Genomic DNA, 19,218 nt, shown 5'->3' on the forward strand with positions numbered 1-19,218 from the left:
CTTGTCGAAAATGATTTTCAATAAGAGATGTGGAGGTGCAGGTGTCCGCCCACTGCCAGGTGACCGGCCGGCGGCCGGGTTTCGGTAACGCGGTGTCGCATTCCCATCGCAGGACCCGTCGGCGCTGGTCGCCGAACATCCAACTCAAGACGTACTACCTGCCCTCGGAGGACCGCCGGATCCGGCTACGGGTCAGCGCCAAGGGCATCAAGGTCATCGACCGCGACGGCATCGAGGCGGTCGTCGCGCGGTTGCGCCGCGAAGGGCAGCGAATCTGATGGCGCGCAACGAGATCCGTCTCCTGGTGAAACTTCGGTCCACCGCGGGCACCGGCTACACCTACATCACCCGCAAGAACCGACGCAACGACCCCGACCGACTGGTCCTGCGCAAATACGACCCCGTCATCCGCCGCCACGTCGACTTCCGCGAGGAGCGCTGACCATGGCCAAGAAATCCAAGATCGTCAAGAACGAGCGTCGCCGCGCGATCGTGGCCCGCTACGCCGAACGCCGCGCCGAACTCAAAAAGATCATCCGCTCACCGGCGAGCACCCCCGAGCGACGGGCGGCGGCACAGGACGAGTTGGCGCGCCAGCCCCGCGACGCCAGCGCGGTGCGGGTGCGCAACCGCGACGCCGTCGACGGCCGACCCCGCGGCCACCTCCGCAAGTTCGGGCTGTCGAGGGTCCGGGTCCGCGAACTAGCCCACGCCGGCCAGCTCCCCGGCGTGCGGAAGGCGAGCTGGTGATGGCCAGAAAAGTCGCGCGTCGCCGGGCCACCGCGCCCGCCGCCCGCTCGCCCAAGAGGAATCTGCTCGACAGCCTCGGGTTGCGCACGGTGGACTACAAAGACACGGCGACGCTGCGGGTGTTCATCTCCGAACGCGGCAAGATCCGTTCCCGCCAGGTGACCGGCCTGTCCGTCCAACAACAACGACAGGTCGCGGCCGCCATCAAGAACGCCCGCGAAATGGCGCTCCTGCCCTACCCCGGACGGCACACGGCGCCTTGACGTCCCCACGCCGCGGCACCGATCGCCCGTTCACCGTAATCGTCTGTGCCGCATGCGCCGTCGACGATCGACTGTCGGTCATCGACGAATTGCGCCCCGCCATCCGGCGCTGCCCGCATTCCATGTTGGTCTCGGTCGCCTGCATGCTCGGACCACTCACCTGCGCCTCTCGGCCGACCGGCGGGGGCGTGATGGCCCTGGTCCAGCCCTGCACGAACGATCGGGTGGCCAGCGGCCCGGCGCGGTGGATAGGACCCATCGCCGACAGCGATTCAGCCGCGGCGCTGCGCGACTGGCTGGTGCTCGGTCAATGGGAAAACATCCCCGTCCCAAGGCAACTCGATCGGCATCAGCGCTGGACGCGCGACTCGCATCGACGCAACTGACGCCTGACGAACCCGGCGATGGGGTGCCGGGGCGCTAGCCGTCGCGGCCCGCCTCGTCGGCACCGTCGTCGCCCCAGGTGCCCGGCATCATCGGTGCCGTTGGGCCGCCGTTGAATTCGTCCCCGGCCAGCCGGGTCAGCCCGGCCGCCGCGGCGACCGCCTCACGCTCGGCGGTGCCGGCGAATCCCAGCGTGCCGGCACCCCGATCGGATGCCAGCGACGCGGCCCAATCGGGGTCGACATCGACATTCATGTCCATGAACTCGTCGCCGTACCCGCGGTCCGTCGCGCCCCGGCGCCGCCGCGCCCGGGCCGCTTTGCGCGTGCGCGCGGCCGCGGCCGCCGCGGCGGCGGCGCTATCCGGTTCCGGCGCTTTCCTTTTCGCGCTGGAGCTGGCGCTCGCCCCCATCCCCGAGCCCGTTCCCATTCCGGGCGGACCGACGACGTACGGAGGAAAGAAGCCCGCCGCGGCCGGCGCCGCAGCGGGTGCGGCGGGAGCGGCGGTCACGGTGGTCGCCGTGGGGGCGGGCGCCGGTGCCGGGGCGGAGGCCGGCGCCGCCACCGGCGCGACGGGGGCGGTGGGGGCCATGGCGATGGCGGGCGGGATGCTGGGCGTCGGCGGCGGCGGCGCGGCCACCACCGGGAGGGCCGCGGGCTGGGGGATGGCGGCGAGGCCGGCCAGCCCGGCGAATCCGCCGACGGCGCCGAGGGGCGCGGCCGCGAGGAGGAGCGCGGGCGCCAACAACTCCGGCTGGCTGATGAAAATCTCGAGGATGTGCGTCGGCCAGTCGAACAGGATGAGTTGCACCAGGTACTGAAAGGCCAACGCCGGATTGTGCACCAGGTAATAGCCGAACTGCTCGAAATCCTCGAGCAGTTCCAGGGCGCGCACCACCCAGAAGATGGGCTGCCCGGCATTCGTGTAGGCGTCGTAGGGCAGGCCGTTGACCGTGCCCTCGGACGGGTCCCAGTTGATGCCCAAGTTCTTCAGGATGTTGGCGATGAAGTCGTTGAACGGATTGTCGATCTTGGGGTCGTGATCCTCGTCACCCGAATCATCGCTTGACGCATCGGATTTCACGATCGGCGGCGCCGGATCGGTTTGCGGTGTCGCGGCGACGGCGGCGGTGGACACCGCCTGGTAGGTCGACATCGTGGTCGCCGCCTGGGTCCACATCCGTGCGTAGTCGGCCTCGTTGACCGCGATCGGAACCGTGTTGACGCCGAAGAAATTCGTTGCCACCAGGGCCCCGTGGACGACGTGGTTGGTGGCGAGTTCGGGCAGCGTCGGCATGGCGGTCAGCGCGGCGGTGTAGGCGGCCGCGGCGGTCTCGTGCTGGGTGGCGGCGGCGGCGCTGTCGGCGCTGGATTTTGTCAGCCACGCCAGGTAGGGGGCGTGCGCGGCCACATAGGACTCCGCGCTGGGTCCCTCCCACGCCCCCGCCTGCACCCCCGCCAGCAAGGTGCTCAATTGTTCTGCGGCGGAAGCGTATTCGGCGCTCAGCTCGGACCACGCGCCGGCGGCCGCCAGCAGCGGCCCGGGGCCGGGGCCGCTGCTGAGCAAAGCGGAATGCACTTCGGGCGGCGAGGCCATGAAGATCGGCGCCGTCATAGGTACTCCTCGGGCTGGAGGGCTTACCAGACTGAGGAGAGCTTAATGAATATGATTGTCGTTATCAACTTGGCGGGCACCGCCCCGCCGCGGGCCGCTACACCAGCGGCCGCCCCTTCTTGATCCGGCGGTCCAGGTCGTGCAGCAAGACGTTGAACGGGAACTGCCGGATGAACCGCGGCAGATACCGGTTCACCGTGGCCAGCACGGCGATCAGCCTGTCGAAGCGCCGCTGCTTGGTCGCGTCCCAGGGCAGCCGCATCTCGTCGCGGAACCGTTGCGGCAGGAAGCCCGTCGTGATCATCAGCGCGAAGCCCTCGGAGAGGCGCTGGATGGGGCCGGGCAGCTTCACGCCCCGGATGCGGTTGGCGGCGATCGGGTACAGGTATTCCCGCACCGCGTCGTCGATGTGCACCTTGGCCAGCGACTCTTCCCAGTAACGGTCGAACGCCGCCCGGTCGGCCGGCCACATCTTCGGCGGCACCTGCAAGGTCGTGGCCAGCGCCATGCCCTCGCGGTAGTGGCGCTCGGCGTCCTCGCCGTCGAGCTCACCGATGAACATCCGGTAGATGTCGAGGCCGCCCTTGTACAGGCAGGCCCCCACCCAGAGCTGCAGCGCGGGATCAAAGGCGTTGTAGGACACCGGGCTTTCCGGCGTCGAGTAAACCTGCGCGTGGGCCTTGTTCACGGCCCGGCGGAAGGCGGCCTTCTGGGCCTCGCTGCCGTTGGTCGCCACGGCCAGGTAGGTGAACGTGGTGCGGGCCCGCTTGAACGGGTGCAGGTCGACCCGGCCGCTTTCGACGCGGCTTTCCATGACGCCGTAGCCCACACCCGGCTGCGCGAGTTGCATGATCACGTTCGCCGGACCGGCCAGCAGGGCGACGCCCATCAGGCCCTCGTCGATGCCCAGCGTCCGCCCGCGCCTGCGCCGCTGCGGGCGCGGCGGATCGGTGGCCCCGCGCTCGACGTGCCCGATCGGTGCCTGCACCGACTGGTGAGTTGCCATCGTCAGATCCTCCCGCAGCGCGGCCGCTAATGTGCGAACGCTTGTTTCCTGATATTGTCGCGCCGCGGCGTTAGTGTCAAGATGGTCCGCATGAGCGACACGTCCAGCGCGCGGCCGTATCGCGGGGTGGAGGCCGCCGAACGCCTGGCCACCCGCCGTAACCGGCTCCTGGCCGCCGGCCTGGACCTGCTCGGCGATCAGCGGCCGGACATCTCGGCGGTCACCGTCCGCGGGGTGTGCCGCCGCGCCGGGCTGGCGGCCCGGTACTTCTACGAGAGCTTCACCGACAAGGACGAATTCGTCTCCTGCGTCTTCGACTGGGTGGTCGCCGAGCTGGCCGCCACCACGCAGGCCGCGGTCGCCACGGTGCCCGCCGACGAGCAGACCCGCGCGGGCATCGCCAACATCGTGCGGACCATCACCGACGACGCCCGCGTCGGCCGCCTGTTGTTCAGCACGCAGCTGGCCGACCCCGTGGTGGTGCGCAAACGCGCCGAGTCCAGCGCCCTGTTCGCGATGCTGTCCGGCCAGCATGTCGGCAACGCGCTTCAGGTGCCGGCAAACGATCGCATCAAGGCCGCCGCGCACTTCGTGGTCGGCGGGGTCGGGCAGACCATCAGCGCCTGGCTGGCCGGTGACGTCCGGCTCGAACCGGGTGAGCTCGTCGATCACCTGGCCGCCCTGCTCGACGAGCTTGCCGAGCCAAACCTGTACCGGCTCACCGAAACACGGGCCGAGGCCTAGCGGCTCACACGGGGCAGACCGTGTGCCAGCCCGTCGTCGCGGTCAGCGAGAAGTCGCTCAGCGTCTTGGAAAGCGCTTGTCGCAGACCCTCGTTCGAATTGCGGCGGCCCAATTCGTAGGCGAGGACCGAGATGAAGACCCGGCCGTGGACCCGCCCCGACAGCAACGCCAGGGCCCCGTTGGTGCGGTGCATCGTCGCGGCGGTCACGCCCGGGTACACCGACTTCATGGCGAAGTAGTCGGCGTCCGTGCCGTCCGGCCGGTTGGCGGCCGGGTCGAGCGCGCCGAGATTGGACGACACCACGGTCGCCGCGCCGCCGGTGACCACGCTGAGCAACCGCCGAAACACCGGCTTCGGGATCAGCGGGACGAGGGGCAGCAGCGCCCACCGCTCGTCGGGCTCGTCGTGATGGCGAACCAGCGCCCGCTTGATGGCGGCGCGGATCTCGCGCAGGTCCGTGGTGATCGCCGCGGACCCCAGCGTGACGTCGACGTTCGTGACCGCGTTGGCGCGCGTGTCGCCCGGGGCGCGCTCGTTGACGGGCATGCCGATGTTGACCGAGCCGTCGGGGGCCACCCGCCCCACCCGCTGGGCGAGGTGGGCCGCCAACCCGGCGAGCAGCGCGTTGCTGGTGCCGCCCAAGGCGGTTGCGCGCGCGTCCCAGTCGTCGGCGCTGACGAAGATCGTCTCCATCGGCAGGACGATGGGGTCGTCGGGCGCGGCCGGCGGCGCGGGCCGCTTCCCGCGTGGCGGGGCGACGGCCGCGGTGCCGTCGCGGCCCTGCCGGAGCATCCGGGCCGCGGCGCCGACGGCGCGGCCGACATCGAGCGCGTCGTGCGCGGTTTGGCGCGCGTCCTCGCGCAGGGCTTGGCAGCGCCGCCGGCCTCCCGCTGCGGGCCAGCGGGTCCGGTCGCCGCGTCCGCGAGCCGCGTCGGCCAGGGCCTCGCACAGCCCGACGCCATCGGTGAGGCAGTGGGTGGTGACCAGACTCACCACCGCGCCGCCGTCGGACAGCGGGAGCATCGCCAAGTGCCATCCGGGCCCACGCTCGGCGTCCGGTCGCTTGTGGGTCTGCTCGTCAAGCCACGCGTCGATGTCCTCGCGCTCCCGCGGCGGCGCGACGATCTCCAAGGGGGAGCACTCGGCGGCCGCCACCCAGCGATGACGGCCAAACGGCAAGGCGGAGCGCTCGACTCGCCGCGACAGCCGCCCCCGGCCGAGGTGGCTGTGGAACTCACGCAGCCCACCGACGTCGACGGCGCGGTCGTACACCCAGACGCACTGCAGCAAGCTGGTGGCACCCGTCGCCCGCTCACCCAGGAAGAGTGTTTGGTCGGCCAGGTCCAGCACGTTGCTCATCGCTACGCCGCTTCGTGATCGTCCGTGTCCGGCGCCGGAGCGAATGTGTCGTCCGGGTTCACCTGGGGCACAACCACAATTGGCTCGTCCCCGGTGGGCCTGGCGACACGCGCGAACACCTGGATCAGCGTCGCGATGTAGCGCAGCACCGACTCCCGCGCGATCGCGTTGTCCGGGAAGGACATCGTCACCGTGGTGTTCGCGGCCTGGCGGTTGATCCACATGTTCACCCCGCCGTGGGACAGGCTGTCGCCGTAGGTGCCGAACTTCGTCTCCGCCCACAACCCGTTGAGGGGGATCTTGCGGAAGTCGAGGAACGACAACATCATCGGCAGCTGCGTGGGCAGCTTGATGCCCAGTTCGTCCGGGGTGGCCAGCTCCAGCACCCGCTCGACCGGCACGTCGGCGAGGCGCTGAGCGTCGTCGAACGACTTCTGCGCCGTCCGGGCGGCCTGAGCGAACGTCTCGCCGGCGGTCGGCACCGTGATCGGAATCAGGCTCGCGAACCAGCCCACGGTCATCGAGTCGACGCCCGGTGTCCTGGTGTCCTTGGCCGTGAACCCGTGATAGGTCTTCTTGCCGGTCAATTCGTGCTCGGCCAGGCCCGTGCAGGCCAGCACTCCCCCGATGAACCGGGCGCCGGCCGCCACGCAGGCGGCGTCGAAAGACTCAGTGTCCTCGGCATTCATCAGCTCGACCGTCAACAGGTCGCCTCTGGTGCTGGACCACGTGTCACCAAGGGGCAGCGGGAAACTGGGCCAGTCGCCGTCGGTGTCGCGGGCGAACTCGATCCAGTCCTTGATCTCGGGCGACGAGAGCGTCAACGTCGCCGCCTTCTCGCGTTGGCGCGCAACGTAGTCGCGGTAGCTGCGGATCTCCGGTAGGCCGGCGGGCTGGTGCCCGGTCTGCGCGAGTTCCTGATACGTCAGGTGGACATCGAGGAAGATGAGGGCGGCCGACAAGCCGTCGATGTGCAGGTGGTCGACGCTCGCGTAGAACGTGAAATAGTCGGCGTGCTGGACGATTCCGTAGGTGAAGCAGCCCCACTCGAGGGTGTCCGGGGTGGTGGTCAAGGCATGGGCGCGGACTTGGTCCGCGGTCTTGTGCCCCAGCGCCACGGGGACGAACTCGATCGCTTCGGGATCGTCGATCACCCGGCGCACGAACGTGCCGTTGTCGTACTCGAACCAGTTGTGATAGGTGTCCTGGCGGCGAACGTGGGCGTTGATCGTCGCCGTCATCGCCGCAATGTCGCAGGTGCCGGGGATGTCCCACGCGACGATCATCAGACGGGGCAGCTGGCGGTTCATGGCCTTGCCTTGGTAGGAGGCCCAGAGGTGTTGATTCTGTTGGTAACTCGGCGCTAGGTCGCTTCGCCGTGCGGCGCGGGCCGCTTCGCGTGCGTCGGGTGCGGCCATCCACATGGTGACCGGGCCGTGCGGCGGGTGCCATTCGTTGATATTTCCGAGTGCGACCATTTCCTCGAGTCCTTGTGCTGTGAGACGACGACGTTTGCGGGGCGGTCTGGGGGTGCTGGAAGTGCGGTTGGCGCTTGGCTTTTCGAGGATCGTCGATGTGTGTCGCGCTTGAAATTGTCCGACGGACTTTCGCCTGTGTTGGTGAACTACCCCGCCGCTCATACCCCTATGTCGCTGCTGTGGACGCTAGCTGACGCAGGCGAAGATTTCGCGGTTTTGTCAAGACTCGAATTCCGCCGCGAGATCGCCGGCGGTGCAGTAATCTTTTCCCCCTCAACGGCCCTGGCCACGCCGGGCGGGGTCGATTCGCGACGACTTATCGCCGATTCGGCCCGCTACGCCCGCAAGTCGGGATACAGTTGTCCGGCCCTCGAGCCGGTGCGCGGGCCAAACCCGCACCGCCTCACGGGAACAGCGGCAGCTCCCAGAGGCGCATGCCGGGACGCAGCAGCCACAAACGCATCATGGTGAGCCGCAGGATGCGCATGGCGCTGAAGATCATGAAGATCGCCAGCGGCACCTCGATCAGCAGCGCGGTGACCACCGACAGCCACACGTCCTTGGGGCCCGCGGTCATGAGATCGAACCACGCGTCGCAGATCAGCAGCACCCCGGTGGTGAACGCGGCGAGCACCAGCAGCTGGCGGCGCAGATACCCCAGCGCGGCCGTCGTCAGCATGAAGGCGACCAGCAGCACATCGAAGCCGATCCAGGTGACCGGCCAGTTGTGGGCGACGTACTTCTCGGGCAGCGTCATCGCCAGGTACCCCAGCCAGGGAACCATCGCGATGGAACCGCCGATCATCAGACTCAGCCGGACGCGGCGCACCCGGTCCAGGAAGTCCGGGTCGATGACCTCGCCGAGGGGCCGCTCCAGCCGGGAGATGAGGTCGCGGCGCTGCCCGGGGGTAAGCGCGGCGATCTGTTCGTCGGTCAAAATGCCGTCGGTCATACCTAGCATTCTCCGACTCGCGGAGCAGCGGCGCGATCAGCGACCGGCGCCCACCGGGGGCCGGCGGTCCGCGGCGGTCTTGGGCACGGCCGTCGCGTCGCCGCTTTCGAATTCTTTCACCCAACAGGCGAACTCAAGGGTAATGCCGTCGGGGTCCTGGAAATAGAACGAGCGCACATAGACGCCGGGATGCACGGTCGCCGAGACCTGCATGGGGCTCTCGTCGTGGTTGAGCACCGGCCCGACCCGCACCCCTTTGTCCTTGAGTCGCTGGCGGTAGGCGTCGAACTTCTCGGCCGGCACGTGGAAGGCCAGGTGGTTCATCGTGCTGACCGCGCTGGTGATGTCGCCGATGCCGGGGATGGCGCCCGGCGACGAAATGCCCGGCACCCGGTCGGGGGCGTCGGCGAACCAGAAGAAGGCGACGCAGTCGCCGTTGCCGGCGTCGAAGAAGAAGTGCTGGCCCGCCCCGCCGGGCAGATCGAGCGACTTGATCAGCGGCATGCCCAGGATGTTGCTGTAGAAGTCGACGGTTTTGGCCATGTCCGAGCACACCAGCGCGACATGATTGATCCCGCCGAGTTCGAATTCCGCGTTGGTGTTGTGCGGCTTGATCATCGTGCGGCTCCCCTCGGTTCCCGGCTCGACGAGCCTGGCCAAGATCCGAATCTGAATCTAACATCAGATTCAGTTTTGGCCCAGGGAGGTGCGCCGGTGTCCACCGCGGCATCCCCTGCTGACCGGAGCGGGCCCCCCTTGGAGCTGCCCACGCATCGCGGCAGGCGGACGCAGGCCGCGATCGATCTGGCCGCCCGGACCGTCATCGCGCGCAAAGGCGTCCTGGCCACGACCATCGCCGACATCGCCGCGGAGGCCGGCCGCTCGGCGGCGTCCTTCTACAACTACTACGAGTCCAAAGAGGCGATGGTGCGCCAATGGGCGCTGCGCTTCCGCGACGAGGCCAACCAGCGCGCGCTGGCGGTGACCCAGCACGGGTTGACCGATCGCGAGCGCGCGTACGGGGCGGCCGCCGCGCACTGGCACACCTACCGCAACCGGCTCGCCGAGGTGATCAGCGTGTCACAGCTGGCGATGATCAACGACGACTTCGCCCAGTACTGGGCCGAAATCTGCTCGATACCAATTTCTTTCATCGCCGAATCGGTCCGTCGCGCGCAGGCCGAGGGCCGTTGCCGCGACGACGACCCGCAGCTGATCGCGGAGGCGATCGTGGCGATGTTCAACCAGTTCTGCTACATCCAACTCGGTTCGGCACGCGGGGAACCCGACGACGAGGCCTGCATCCAAACCCTGGCCAACATCTATTACCGGGCCATCTACGCCACTGAGGGGGACCGCTGAATTGACTCGTCGCACCGGTGCCGGAGTCATCCGCGAGTTCGTCGGGCTGCCGTCGCCTACGGCCGGGCGCGCCGGCGCCGGCGGGCACCCCTGCCAGGGGCTGTATCACCGGGGGGTGGGACGCAAGCCCAAGGTGGCGATGATCGCGGCGCACTACCAGATCGACTTCTCCGAGCACTACCTCGCCGACTACATGGCCACTCGCGGCATCGGATTCCTCGGCTGGAACACCAGGTTCCGCGGCTTCGAAAGCAGCTTCCTGCTCGACCACGCGCTGGTGGACATCGGGGTGGGGGTGCGCTGGCTGCGCGAGGTGCAGGGAGTGGATACCGTTGTGCTGCTGGGCAACTCGGGCGGGGGGTCGTTGATGGCCGCCTACCAGTCCCAGGCCGTCGAGCCGAACGTGACCCCGCTGGAAGGCATGCGCCCCGCGGCCGGGGTGACCGAGTTGCCGGCCGCCGACGGCTACGTGGCCACCGCCGCCCATCCCGGGCGACCCGAAGTGCTCACCGCCTGGATGGACGCCGCCGTCGTCGACGAGAACGATCCCGTCGCCACCGACGCCGATCTCGACCTGTTCAACGGGCGCAATGGGCCGCCCTACACCGCGGAGTTCCTCGCCCGGTACCGCAGCGCGCAGGTCGCGCGCAATCACGCCATCACCGACTGGGCCGAAAGAGAGCTCAAACGCGTTCGCGCGGCGGGGTTTTCCGATCGCCCGTTTTCGGTGATGCGCACCTGGGCCGACCCGCGCATGGTCGATCCCGGCATCGAGCCGACCAACCGGCAGCCCAACATGTGCTATGCGGGTGTCCCGGCCAAGGCGAACCGCTCGGCGCACGGCATCGTGGCGGCGTGCACGCTGCGCAACTGGCTGGGCATGTGGAGCCTGCGGGTGGCCCAGACCCGGGCCGAGCCGCACCTGGCTCGGATCCGGTGTCCGGCCCTGGTGATCAACGCCGACGCCGACACCGGGGTGTTTCCCTCTGACGCGCAACGCATCTTCGACGCCCTCGCCGGCGCGGACAAGACCCGGGCCTCGGTGGACACCGATCACTACTTCACCACCCCCGGGGCCCGCAGCGAGCAGGCCGACATCGTCGCCGGATGGATCGGCAAGCGGTGGCGGTAGGTGATGTCGTCAACCAACCGACTGGTTGTTAGCTTGGAAGGTACTTGGCCGAGACGGCGTCCTGCAGCAACGGAAGGCGACCAATGCCGATCGCGATAAATCCCGAGCATCAAGAACTGGCCGATTCCGTGCGAGCGCTGGTGGCGCGCATCGCCCCGTCCGAGACGCTGCACGAGGCGATGGAGACGGAGGTCCAGAACCCGCCGCCGTACTGGCAGGCCGCGGCCGAGCAGGGCCTGCAGGGCGTTCATCTGGCGGAATCCGTCGGCGGGCAGGGCTTCGGCGTTCTCGAGTTGGCCATCGTGCTCGCGGAATTCGGCTACGGGGCGGTGCCGGGCCCCTTCGTTCCGTCCGCGATCGCCAGCGCGTTGATCTCCGCGCACGACCCGGACGCCAAGGTGCTCGCCGGGCTGGCATCCGGCGCCGAGATCGCCGCCTACGGCCTGAATTGCTGCGCGCTGACCGCCACCCGGCAGGGCGGTTCTCTGGTGATCCGCGGCGAGCTCCGCGCGGTCCCCGCCGCCGCGCAGGCGTCGCTGCTGGTGCTGCCCGTCGCGATCGACAGCGGCGAGGCGTGGGTGGTGCTGCGCGCCGACCAGCTCGAGATCGAGCCGGTGAAAAGCCTGGACCCGTTGCGGCCCATCGCCGACGTGCGGGCCAACGCCGTGGAGGTCGGCGACGACGTCGTCTTGACGAACCTGAGCATGGGCACCGCGCACGCGCTGATGACGACGCTGCTGTCCGCCGAAGCCATCGGCGTGGCGCGCTGGGCGACCGACACCGCGTCGAGCTACGCCAAGATCCGCGAGCAGTTCGGCAGGCCGATCGGCCAATTCCAGGCCATCAAGCACAAGTGCGCCGAGATGATCGCCGACACCGAGCGGGCCACGGCTGCGGTGTGGGATGCCGCCCGCGCGATCGACGAGGCCCGCGAAAACCGTTGGGACACCGCGGGTTCCCACGTCGAGTTCGCCGCCGCCGTGGCGGCGACACTGGCGCCGGCGGCCGCTCAACGGTGCGCGCAGGATTGCATTCAGGTGCACGGTGGGATCGGCTTCACGTGGGAGCACGACACGAACGTGTACTACCGCCGGGCGCTGATGTTGGCCGCCTCCTTCGGCCGCAGCTCGGACTACCCGCAAAAGGTGGTCGACACCGCGACCACCACCGGGATGCGCGCGGTCGACATCGACCTCGATCCCGAGACCGAGAAGCTGCGGGCGGAGATCCGGGCTGAAGTGGCGGCGCTCAAGGAGATCGAGCGCGAGCAACGCAAGGTCGCCATCGCCGAGGGCGGCTGGGTGCTGCCGTACCTGCCCAAGCCGTGGGGCCGGGCGGCCGGGCCGGTGGAGCAGATCATCATCGCGCAGGAGTTCGCCTCCGGGCGGGTCAAGCGGCCCCAGACCGGCATCGCCACCTGGATCGTCCCGTCGATCGTGGCGTTCGGCACCGAGGAGCAAAAGCAGCGGTTCCTGCCGCCGACCTTCCGCGGCGAGATGATCTGGTGTCAGCTGTTTTCCGAGCCCGGCGCGGGTTCGGATCTGGCCGGCCTGTCCACGAAGGCCACCCGGACCGACGGAGGGTGGCGCATCACCGGCCAGAAGATCTGGACGACCGCCGCGCAGTTCTCGCAGTGGGGTGCGCTGCTCGCACGGACCGACCCCAGCGCGCCGAAACACAGCGGCATCACGTACTTCCTGCTGGACATGAAGAGCGAGGGCGTCGACGTCAAGCCGCTGCGCGAGCTCACCGGCAACGCGATGTTCAACACCGTCTACATCGACGACGTGTTCGTGCCCGACGAGTGCGTGCTCGGTGAGGTGAACCGGGGCTGGGAGGTCAGCCGCAACACGCTGACCGCGGAGCGGGTGTCGATCGGCAGCAGCGAGGCGAACTTCCTGGCCACGCTGTCGCAGTTCGTCGAGTTCGTTCGTGACGGGCAGTTCGATCAGGTCGCGCAGCACCGCGCCGGTCAGTTGATTGCCGAGGGCCATGCGGCCAAGGTGCTGAACCTGCGTTCCACGCTGCTGACGCTGGCCGGCGGGGACGCGATGCCGTCGGCGGCGATCTCCAAGTTGTTGTCGATGCGCACCGGCCAGGGTTACGCCGAATTCGCGGTCTCGTCCTTCGGGACCGACGCCGCGATCGGCGACACCGACCAACTGCCCGGCAAATGGGGCGAGTACCTGCTGGCCAGCCGCGCGACCACCATCTACGGCGGGACGTCCGAGGTGCAGCTGAACATCATCGCCGAACGGTTGTTGGGCCTGCCGCGCGATCCGTAACCGGGCGCAGAAATGGGCCATGCCGGCCTGACTGAGTCAAGCCGGCATGGTTCCCCCCATACGCGGGCCGTCCATCCCGAGGGTTGGCGTGTCGGTGATGGCCGGCTACCGCGCGGATATGGTGGTCACCACCACCAGTTCCACCAGTGCTGGGGCTTCCAGTAGCCGGGCCCGTGGACCCAGCCACCGTGCCCCCAGCCGCCGGGACCCCAATTGCCATATCCCCGACCATCATGGCCACCCCATCCACGACCGCCGGGGCGCTCGGGAATGAAGCCCGGTCCGCTCTGCGGCCCGGCACTGGCGAAGCTTGTGGAGTGACTCGGCCCGGGGGCGGCCGAAGCCACGGGGGCGCCGCCGAAGAGCAGCGCGCCCGCCACGGCTCCGGCGCCCACAACACCTACGGCCGCGCCACGTAACGATGCTGACGAGATCATCGAGGGCGCTCCTTTCAAAGACTTGATATCGATGCTTAAAACGCTAACCGGACATTTCTAAGCAAACAAGCGAATTCAGGGCTTTTGCGGTGTGAATTGCGCAACAATGACGTGATAGCGCCCAATCCAACGCGCGCTGATCAATCCCTATTTACGCAATTCATTTATCCGCGAATACTGAGCCAGCGCACGGTGATCGGCTTATACCCGCAGGTAGTATCCCGTATACTGATGTACTGCGCGAGCCTACCGTATTTACTGAAGTCCGAATATGCGCATTGTCAGATCCACTGATTCGTCTCCGAATTACCGACCACGGGTCGTCGGATCACCGCAATGCTGTCGCCCGTTTTTACCGACGTCAGCTATTTGCAGGAATTTGCGCTTTCGCCTGCATCCGGCGTCGCGCAGCCGCGCGTAAATCCGTCGGCGTCCCACCCGGGCCGTCCGCGGCCCGGCGACGCGACTTAGGGTGGCGTCGGTGAGAGAATCAGTATTGACACATAGGCGACGAGCGCTGATTTACTGATCCGCACTCACGGAGGAAGACACCGAAGTGAACTTCAAGCCCAGTCCCAACGGACCCAGCGCCGGATCCTTTCGCGCCCCCACCCCGGCGGGCGGCCCCGCCGGAGACGCCGCGCCAACCGAGCGCCTCAGCCTCGGGCAGCCCCGCGGCCAGCGCATCGCCAGCGAGCCGTCGGCCAACCAGGCGGGGCGCACCCAGCGGACCCGCCGGACCGTCGACCTGGCGGCCGCCACTCACCGGGCCCTCGACATCTGGCAGCGCGAGGCGGCCGATCGGCTCGGCGTCGCCCGCGTGACCGGGCAAGAGGTGCTCACCGCGCTGATCGACCAACTCCTGGTCGACCCGAAGCTCACGGCCCAGATCACCCGGGCCATCAAAGAACGGCGCTGAGGCCTATTCGATCTCCATTTCGCGCAGCTCGCGCTTGAGGATCTTGCCGGTGGGGTTGCGCGGCAGCTCGTCGAGGAAGATGACCTCGCGCGGCACCTTGTAGCGGGCCAGGTGATCGCGCACGTAGTGCTTGACGGTGTCCTCGTCGAGGTCCGCGCCGTCCTTCTTCACCACGAAGGCGCGCAGGCGGTGGCCCCATTCCTTGTCGTCGACGCCGATCGCGGTGGCCTCGACGACGTCGGGGTGCCCGGTGATGAGGTCCTCGACCTCGGCCGGGAAGACGTTCTCGCCGCCGGAGACGATCATCTCGTCGTCACGCCCGCTGATGTAGAGCAGGCCGTTCTCGTCGAAGTAGCCGACGTCGCCCGACGACAACAGGCCGTCGATGATCTGCTTCTTGCCCCCGCCCGTGTAGCCCTCGAACGGGAAGGCGTTGCCGACGAAGATGCGGCCGACCTCGCCCTGCGGCAGCTCCTTGCCGTTGTCGTCGTAGATCTTGACGCGCACGCCCTTGACGACCGGCCCGACGGTCGACGAGTTGTACTGCAGGTGCTTGGGTTCGGCGATGGTCGCAAAGGCGATCTCGGTCGAGCCGTACATGTTGTAGATCACCGGGCCGAGGTCCTTGAGCGAGCGCTCCGCCAGGTCGGCCCCCAGCGCCGATCCCGACACGAACACGATCTTCAGGCTGGACAGGTCGGGCTTGGAGTCCATCTTCTCGACCGCTTCGAGGATCCGCGACAACATCACCGGGACGACGACCATCGCGGTCACCTTGTACTTCTCGATGTCCTGCAGCACCAGCGGCGGCTTGAACTTGCGGCGCAGCACCAGCGTCGAGCCCAGGAACATCGCGATCGTGCCGTGCAGATAACCCAGCGCGTGGAACATCGGCGCCGGCAGCGACGTCACTTCGCCGGCCTTGAACGGGACGTGCGACAGGATTCCGCCGACCGGCGCCAGCGTCGGCGGGGTGCTGCGGTTCGCGCCCTTCGGGGTGCCGGTGGTCCCGCTGGTCAGGATGATGATCGAGGCGTGCCTGGCCGCCTTGGGGGCGGGCTCCTTGCTGCTGCGCTCGATCAGGTCGGCCAGCGTCTCGTCGGTGCTGCCGGACGGCTCGTCACTATCCGGGTTGGTCCCCAGCGCCCGCAGCTTGCCCAGCTCCGGCGAGGCCTTGCTGACGGCCTTGGTGTACTCGTCGTCGTAGATGATCAGCTTGGCGCCCTCGCGCTCGGACACCTCTTTGATCTGCGGACCCGAGAATTCGCTGTTGAGCAGGATGATGCGCGCGCCGACCCGCGCGGCGCCGTAGTTGGCGATCAGGAACCAGCGGGTGTTGCGGGCCAGGATGGCGACGCCGTCGCCGCCCTTGACGCCCTTCTCGATCAGCGCGTTGGCCACCGCGTGCGCCGCCTCGTCGAGTTCGCGGTAGGAGAATTCGCCCTCTTCGTCGATGCACGCCGCGCGGTCGGGATGGCGCCGCGCGTTGAGGGCTGGCAACATGCCGAACTCGCCCCACTTGTAGATGTCGGCCGCCATCGCGGCGTAGTTCTGCGGCGGCTCGATCCGGAACGCGCCCGACTCGAAGATTTTGCGCACGTAGTGCAGTTCGGCGGAGCCGCGCTCGACGTACTGGTGCAGTTTTGCTACCGCTTTGGAGGCCTGACCGGGCAGGCCGAGGAGGTTAGGCATGGAATCCACCATATGTGACGTCCGTCTCAGCACGGCCAGAAATTCTGGCGAATTAACATGAACCGCATGACCCGTCCGGTTTTGCTGGAGGTGGCCGGGCGCGAGGTCACCGTCACCCATCCGGACAAGGTCGTGTTCCCCCGCGCGGACGGCCACAAAACATCGGGCCCCTACACCAAGCTCGACCTGGTCCGCTATTACCTGTCCGTGGCCGACGGCGCGCTGCGCGGCGTGGCGGGGCGCCCCATGATCCTGAAGCGCTTCGTCAAGGGCATCACCGAAGAGGCGGTGTTCCAGAAGCGCGCGCCGGCGAAACGGCCGGACTGGGTCGACGTCGCCGAACTCCGTTACGCGCGAGGCACTTCCGCGGCGGAGGCCGTCATCCGCGACGCCGCCGGGCTGGCCTGGGCGATCAACCTGGGCTGCGTCGACCTGAATCCGCACCCGGTGCTCGCCGACGACCTCGATCATCCCGACGAACTGCGCGTCGACCTCGATCCGATGCCCGGGGTCTCCTGGCGGCGCATCGTGGACGTCGCCCTGGTGGCGCGCGAGGTGCTCGAGGACTACGGCCTGACCCCGTGGCCGAAGACGTCGGGGTCGCGCGGCTTCCACATCTACGCCCGCATCGCCCGGCGCTGGGAGTTCCGCCAGGTGCGCCTGGCCGCGCAGACCGTCGCCCGGGAGGTGGAGCGGCGCGTGCCCGAGGCGGCGACCAGCCGGTGGTGGAAGGAAGAACGCGAGGGGGTGTTCGTCGACTTCAACCAGAACGCGAAGGACCGCACGGTCGCCTCGGCCTATTCGGTGCGGGCGACGCCCGACGCCCGGGTCTCGACCCCGCTGCACTGGGACGAGGTCGCCGGGTGCCGGCCCGAGGCGTTCACGATCGATACCGTGCCCGCGCGGTTCGCCGAGATCGGTGACCCCTGGGAGGGAATGGACGACGCGGTCGGTGACCTCGACCGGTTGCTGGTGCTGGCCGAGGAGATGGGGCCTCCCGAGCGGGCGCCCAAAGGGTCGGGCAAGCGCGACAAGGGCACCGGCGGCCGGCGTCAATCCTCGATGCCCCTGATCGAGATCGCCCGCACCAAGACCAAGGACGAGGCGATGGCGGCGCTGGACGCCTGGCGCGGCCGCCATCCGGCGGCGGCCGAGCGGCTGCAGCCGGTCGACGTCCTCGTCGACGGCATGCGCGGGCCCAGCTCGATCTGGTACCGGATCCGGATCAACCTGCAGCACGTTCCTGAGGACCAGCGGCCGCCGCAGGAGGAGCTGATCGCCGACTACAGCCCCTGGGCCAACTACAGCGGCAAGCAGCAGCCGTAATTAGATCCCGACCCGGGTTATCGCGTTGTGCCTGCGCAGGTAGCAGTACCAGGTGACGCCCAGCAGGGCGAGGAAGAACGCGATGTAGAACCGCAGCGCCGGCTCGATGCTGCCGAACTCCGACTTCGACCAGGCGTAGGCCAGCGGCACGATGAAGCCGCCGAAGGCGCCCACCGCCGAGATGACGCCCAGCGCGCCGGCGGCCTGGCGCCGCATCTGCACCATGGTGTCCGGATCGCCGCCGGCCAGCTCGCCCTTGATCTTGAAGATCCGCGAAATCATCCGGTAGGTCGAGCCATTGCCGATGCCGGTGGCGACGAACAAGAACATGAAGCTGGCGAAGAACGCCGGCAGGTTGACCGCGCGCACCGACCACAGCGCGGCCGCCGCCCCGAGGGCCAACAGCGCGAAGCTGGCGGCGGTGATGCGCGCCCCGCCGATCCGGTCGGCCAGCTTGCCGCCGAGGGGCCGGATCACCGACCCGATGCCGGCGCCGAGGAAGGCCCAGGTCAGCGCGATGTCGCCGCGGCCGAACACCGTCTTGAGCAGGGTCGGGAAGGCGGCCGAGTAGCCGATGAAGGACCCGAACGTGCCGATGTAGAGCAGCGACATGACCCAGGTGTCGGGGTGGCGCAGCGACTGCCACACCGGCTTCACGTCGGCCTTCGCCTCGCTCAGGTTGTTCATGAATCCGAACGCGCACACGGCGGCCACGACGGCCAGCGGCACGTAGAACAGTCCGGCGCGCGCCAGGGCCACCCCGCCGCCGGCGACGACGACGGGCGGGATGATCTTCTGCACAACGGCGACGCCGACGTTGCCGCCGGCCGCGTTCAGGCCCAGCGCCCAGCCCTTGTCCTTCTCCGGGTAGAAGAAGGAGATGTTGGCCATCGACGAGGCGAAGTTGCCGCCGCCGAAGCCGGCGGTCGCCGCGACCGCCACCAGGACCGCGAACGGGATGCCGGGATGGCTCACCGCCCAGGCCAGCAGCAGGCACGGGATCAGCAGCAGCGCCGCCGAGATGGTCGTCCAGTTGCGGCCACCGAAGATCGGCACCGCGAAGGTGTACGGCAGCCGCAGGAAGGCGCCCACCCCGCTGGGGACGGCGACCAGGCACAGCGCCTGGCTGGGGGTCAGCGCCCAGCCGGACGCGGCGGGCAGCCCGTGCGCGCCCGCGGTCATCTGCACCACGACGATGCTCCACAGCATCCACACGCTGAACCCGACGTGCTCGGCGAAGATCGAGAAGATCAGGTTGCGGCGGGCGATCGGCTTGCCGGTCGCCTCCCAGAACTCCGGGTCTTCGGGTCGCCAGTCGTCGATCCAGTGCCGTCCGGCAGGACGCTCGCGCGTCGGCGCGGGCTGCGATGCCGGGCTGAGGGTCGTGGTCATCTGGTGGGACTCCCTTGTGGGTAGGCGCGGGCGGTGACCACTTGACGCTAGAGAGGCACTGTTACCGGTCCGGGTGTGCACAGTTACGCGGGCGATACGCAGAAATCGCAACGGGGCGGGCG

At 68.6% G+C, this 19,218-nt stretch carries 19 protein-coding genes; 11 read left to right on the forward strand and 8 right to left on the reverse strand.

What is annotated here, in order from left to right:
- Positions 1-41: 41 nt before the first annotated feature.
- The 5 genes from rpmB to OCQ_RS23830 are packed head-to-tail and all read left to right on the forward strand — an operon-like array spanning position 42 to position 1,399.
- Complete coding sequence (gene rpmB / locus OCQ_RS23810) at positions 42-278, forward strand: 50S ribosomal protein L28 (protein WP_008261697.1); 237 nt, start codon at positions 42-44, stop codon at positions 276-278.
- On the forward strand, positions 278-442 hold the full coding sequence (gene rpmG / locus OCQ_RS23815) for a 50S ribosomal protein L33 (protein WP_008261699.1): 165 nt from the start codon (positions 278-280) through the stop codon (positions 440-442). The genes rpmB and rpmG overlap by 1 nt, the downstream gene beginning before the upstream one ends.
- 2 nt (positions 443-444) lie before the next feature.
- Positions 445-750 carry a 30S ribosomal protein S14 gene (rpsN, locus tag OCQ_RS23820; protein WP_008261701.1) on the forward strand — a complete coding sequence of 102 codons (306 nt, stop codon included), beginning with the start codon at positions 445-447 and terminating at the stop codon, positions 748-750.
- A complete protein-coding gene (rpsR, locus tag OCQ_RS23825; protein ID WP_008261704.1) occupies positions 750-1,013 on the forward strand; it encodes a 30S ribosomal protein S18 in 264 nt (87 codons plus the stop codon). The genes rpsN and rpsR overlap by 1 nt, the downstream gene beginning before the upstream one ends.
- Positions 1,010-1,399 carry a hypothetical protein gene (locus tag OCQ_RS23830; protein WP_008261713.1) on the forward strand — a complete coding sequence of 130 codons (390 nt, stop codon included), beginning with the start codon at positions 1,010-1,012 and terminating at the stop codon, positions 1,397-1,399. Before rpsR ends, OCQ_RS23830 begins: the two co-directional genes overlap by 4 nt.
- A gap of 34 nt (positions 1,400-1,433) precedes the next feature.
- Here the strand turns inward: OCQ_RS23830 and OCQ_RS23835 are convergent, their stop codons facing one another.
- Both OCQ_RS23835 and OCQ_RS23840 read right to left on the reverse strand, forming a co-directional pair.
- Positions 1,434-3,011: a PPE family protein gene (locus tag OCQ_RS23835; RefSeq protein ID WP_014385967.1), complete on the reverse strand. Its 1,578-nt coding sequence runs from the start codon at positions 3,009-3,011 to the stop codon at positions 1,434-1,436.
- Between the two features lie 97 nt (positions 3,012-3,108).
- Complete coding sequence (locus OCQ_RS23840; RefSeq protein WP_014383431.1) at positions 3,109-4,017, reverse strand: oxygenase MpaB family protein; 909 nt, start codon at positions 4,015-4,017, stop codon at positions 3,109-3,111.
- Between the two features lie 81 nt (positions 4,018-4,098).
- Here OCQ_RS23840 and OCQ_RS23845 point away from each other — a divergent pair, with 81 nt between their 5' ends.
- The gene (locus OCQ_RS23845; protein WP_009955646.1) at positions 4,099-4,761 is read left to right on the forward strand and encodes a TetR/AcrR family transcriptional regulator; all 663 of its coding nucleotides are present in this window, start codon (positions 4,099-4,101) and stop codon (positions 4,759-4,761) included.
- Positions 4,762-4,765: 4 nt separating this feature from the next.
- Here the strand turns inward: OCQ_RS23845 and OCQ_RS23850 are convergent, their stop codons facing one another.
- The 4 genes from OCQ_RS23850 to OCQ_RS23865 all read right to left on the reverse strand — a co-directional run bounded on the left by OCQ_RS23850 (position 4,766) and on the right by OCQ_RS23865 (position 9,169).
- A complete protein-coding gene (locus tag OCQ_RS23850; protein WP_014385968.1) occupies positions 4,766-6,121 on the reverse strand; it encodes a hypothetical protein in 1,356 nt (451 codons plus the stop codon).
- 2 nt (positions 6,122-6,123) lie between these two features.
- Positions 6,124-7,599 carry a condensation domain-containing protein gene (locus tag OCQ_RS23855; protein ID WP_014385969.1) on the reverse strand — a complete coding sequence of 492 codons (1,476 nt, stop codon included), beginning with the start codon at positions 7,597-7,599 and terminating at the stop codon, positions 6,124-6,126.
- Positions 7,600-8,002: 403 nt separating this feature from the next.
- The gene (locus OCQ_RS23860) at positions 8,003-8,551 is read right to left on the reverse strand and encodes a hypothetical protein (RefSeq protein ID WP_014385970.1); all 549 of its coding nucleotides are present in this window, start codon (positions 8,549-8,551) and stop codon (positions 8,003-8,005) included.
- A gap of 36 nt (positions 8,552-8,587) precedes the next feature.
- A complete protein-coding gene (locus OCQ_RS23865) occupies positions 8,588-9,169 on the reverse strand; it encodes a VOC family protein (RefSeq protein WP_014385971.1) in 582 nt (193 codons plus the stop codon).
- Positions 9,170-9,265: 96 nt separating this feature from the next.
- Between OCQ_RS23865 and OCQ_RS23870 the strand changes: the two genes are divergently transcribed.
- From OCQ_RS23870 to OCQ_RS23885, 4 genes are all read left to right on the forward strand, one after another.
- Positions 9,266-9,913 carry a TetR/AcrR family transcriptional regulator gene (locus OCQ_RS23870; protein WP_038537956.1) on the forward strand — a complete coding sequence of 216 codons (648 nt, stop codon included), beginning with the start codon at positions 9,266-9,268 and terminating at the stop codon, positions 9,911-9,913.
- 1 nt (position 9,914) lies between these two features.
- Positions 9,915-11,045, forward strand: coding sequence for an alpha/beta hydrolase (locus OCQ_RS23875; RefSeq protein WP_014385973.1), 1,131 nt, complete (start codon positions 9,915-9,917; stop codon positions 11,043-11,045).
- An 83-nt stretch (positions 11,046-11,128) separates the two neighbouring features.
- A complete protein-coding gene (locus OCQ_RS23880) occupies positions 11,129-13,330 on the forward strand; it encodes an acyl-CoA dehydrogenase (protein WP_009954759.1) in 2,202 nt (733 codons plus the stop codon).
- 993 nt (positions 13,331-14,323) lie between these two features.
- Positions 14,324-14,686 (forward strand): hypothetical protein, encoded by a 363-nt coding sequence (locus tag OCQ_RS23885; protein WP_008261730.1) that lies wholly within the window; start codon positions 14,324-14,326, stop codon positions 14,684-14,686.
- A gap of 3 nt (positions 14,687-14,689) precedes the next feature.
- Here the strand turns inward: OCQ_RS23885 and fadD2 are convergent, their stop codons facing one another.
- Entirely contained in the window at positions 14,690-16,378 is a 1,689-nt protein-coding gene (fadD2, locus tag OCQ_RS23890; protein WP_038538862.1) for a long-chain-fatty-acid--CoA ligase FadD2, read from the reverse strand.
- Positions 16,379-16,435: 57 nt separating this feature from the next.
- On the opposite strand from fadD2, the gene OCQ_RS23895 reads away from it, so the two are divergent.
- The gene (locus tag OCQ_RS23895) at positions 16,436-17,704 is read left to right on the forward strand and encodes a DNA polymerase domain-containing protein (protein WP_014385975.1); all 1,269 of its coding nucleotides are present in this window, start codon (positions 16,436-16,438) and stop codon (positions 17,702-17,704) included.
- Here OCQ_RS23895 and OCQ_RS23900 read toward each other — a convergent pair whose 3' ends face one another.
- Entirely contained in the window at positions 17,705-19,096 is a 1,392-nt protein-coding gene (locus tag OCQ_RS23900) for an MFS transporter (protein WP_014383439.1), read from the reverse strand. It lies immediately after the preceding gene.
- Between the last annotated feature and the right edge of the window lie 122 nt (positions 19,097-19,218).

This window comes from Mycobacterium paraintracellulare (genome assembly GCF_000276825.1).
In the GTDB taxonomy this organism is placed as follows: Bacteria; Actinomycetota; Actinomycetes; order Mycobacteriales; family Mycobacteriaceae; genus Mycobacterium; species Mycobacterium intracellulare.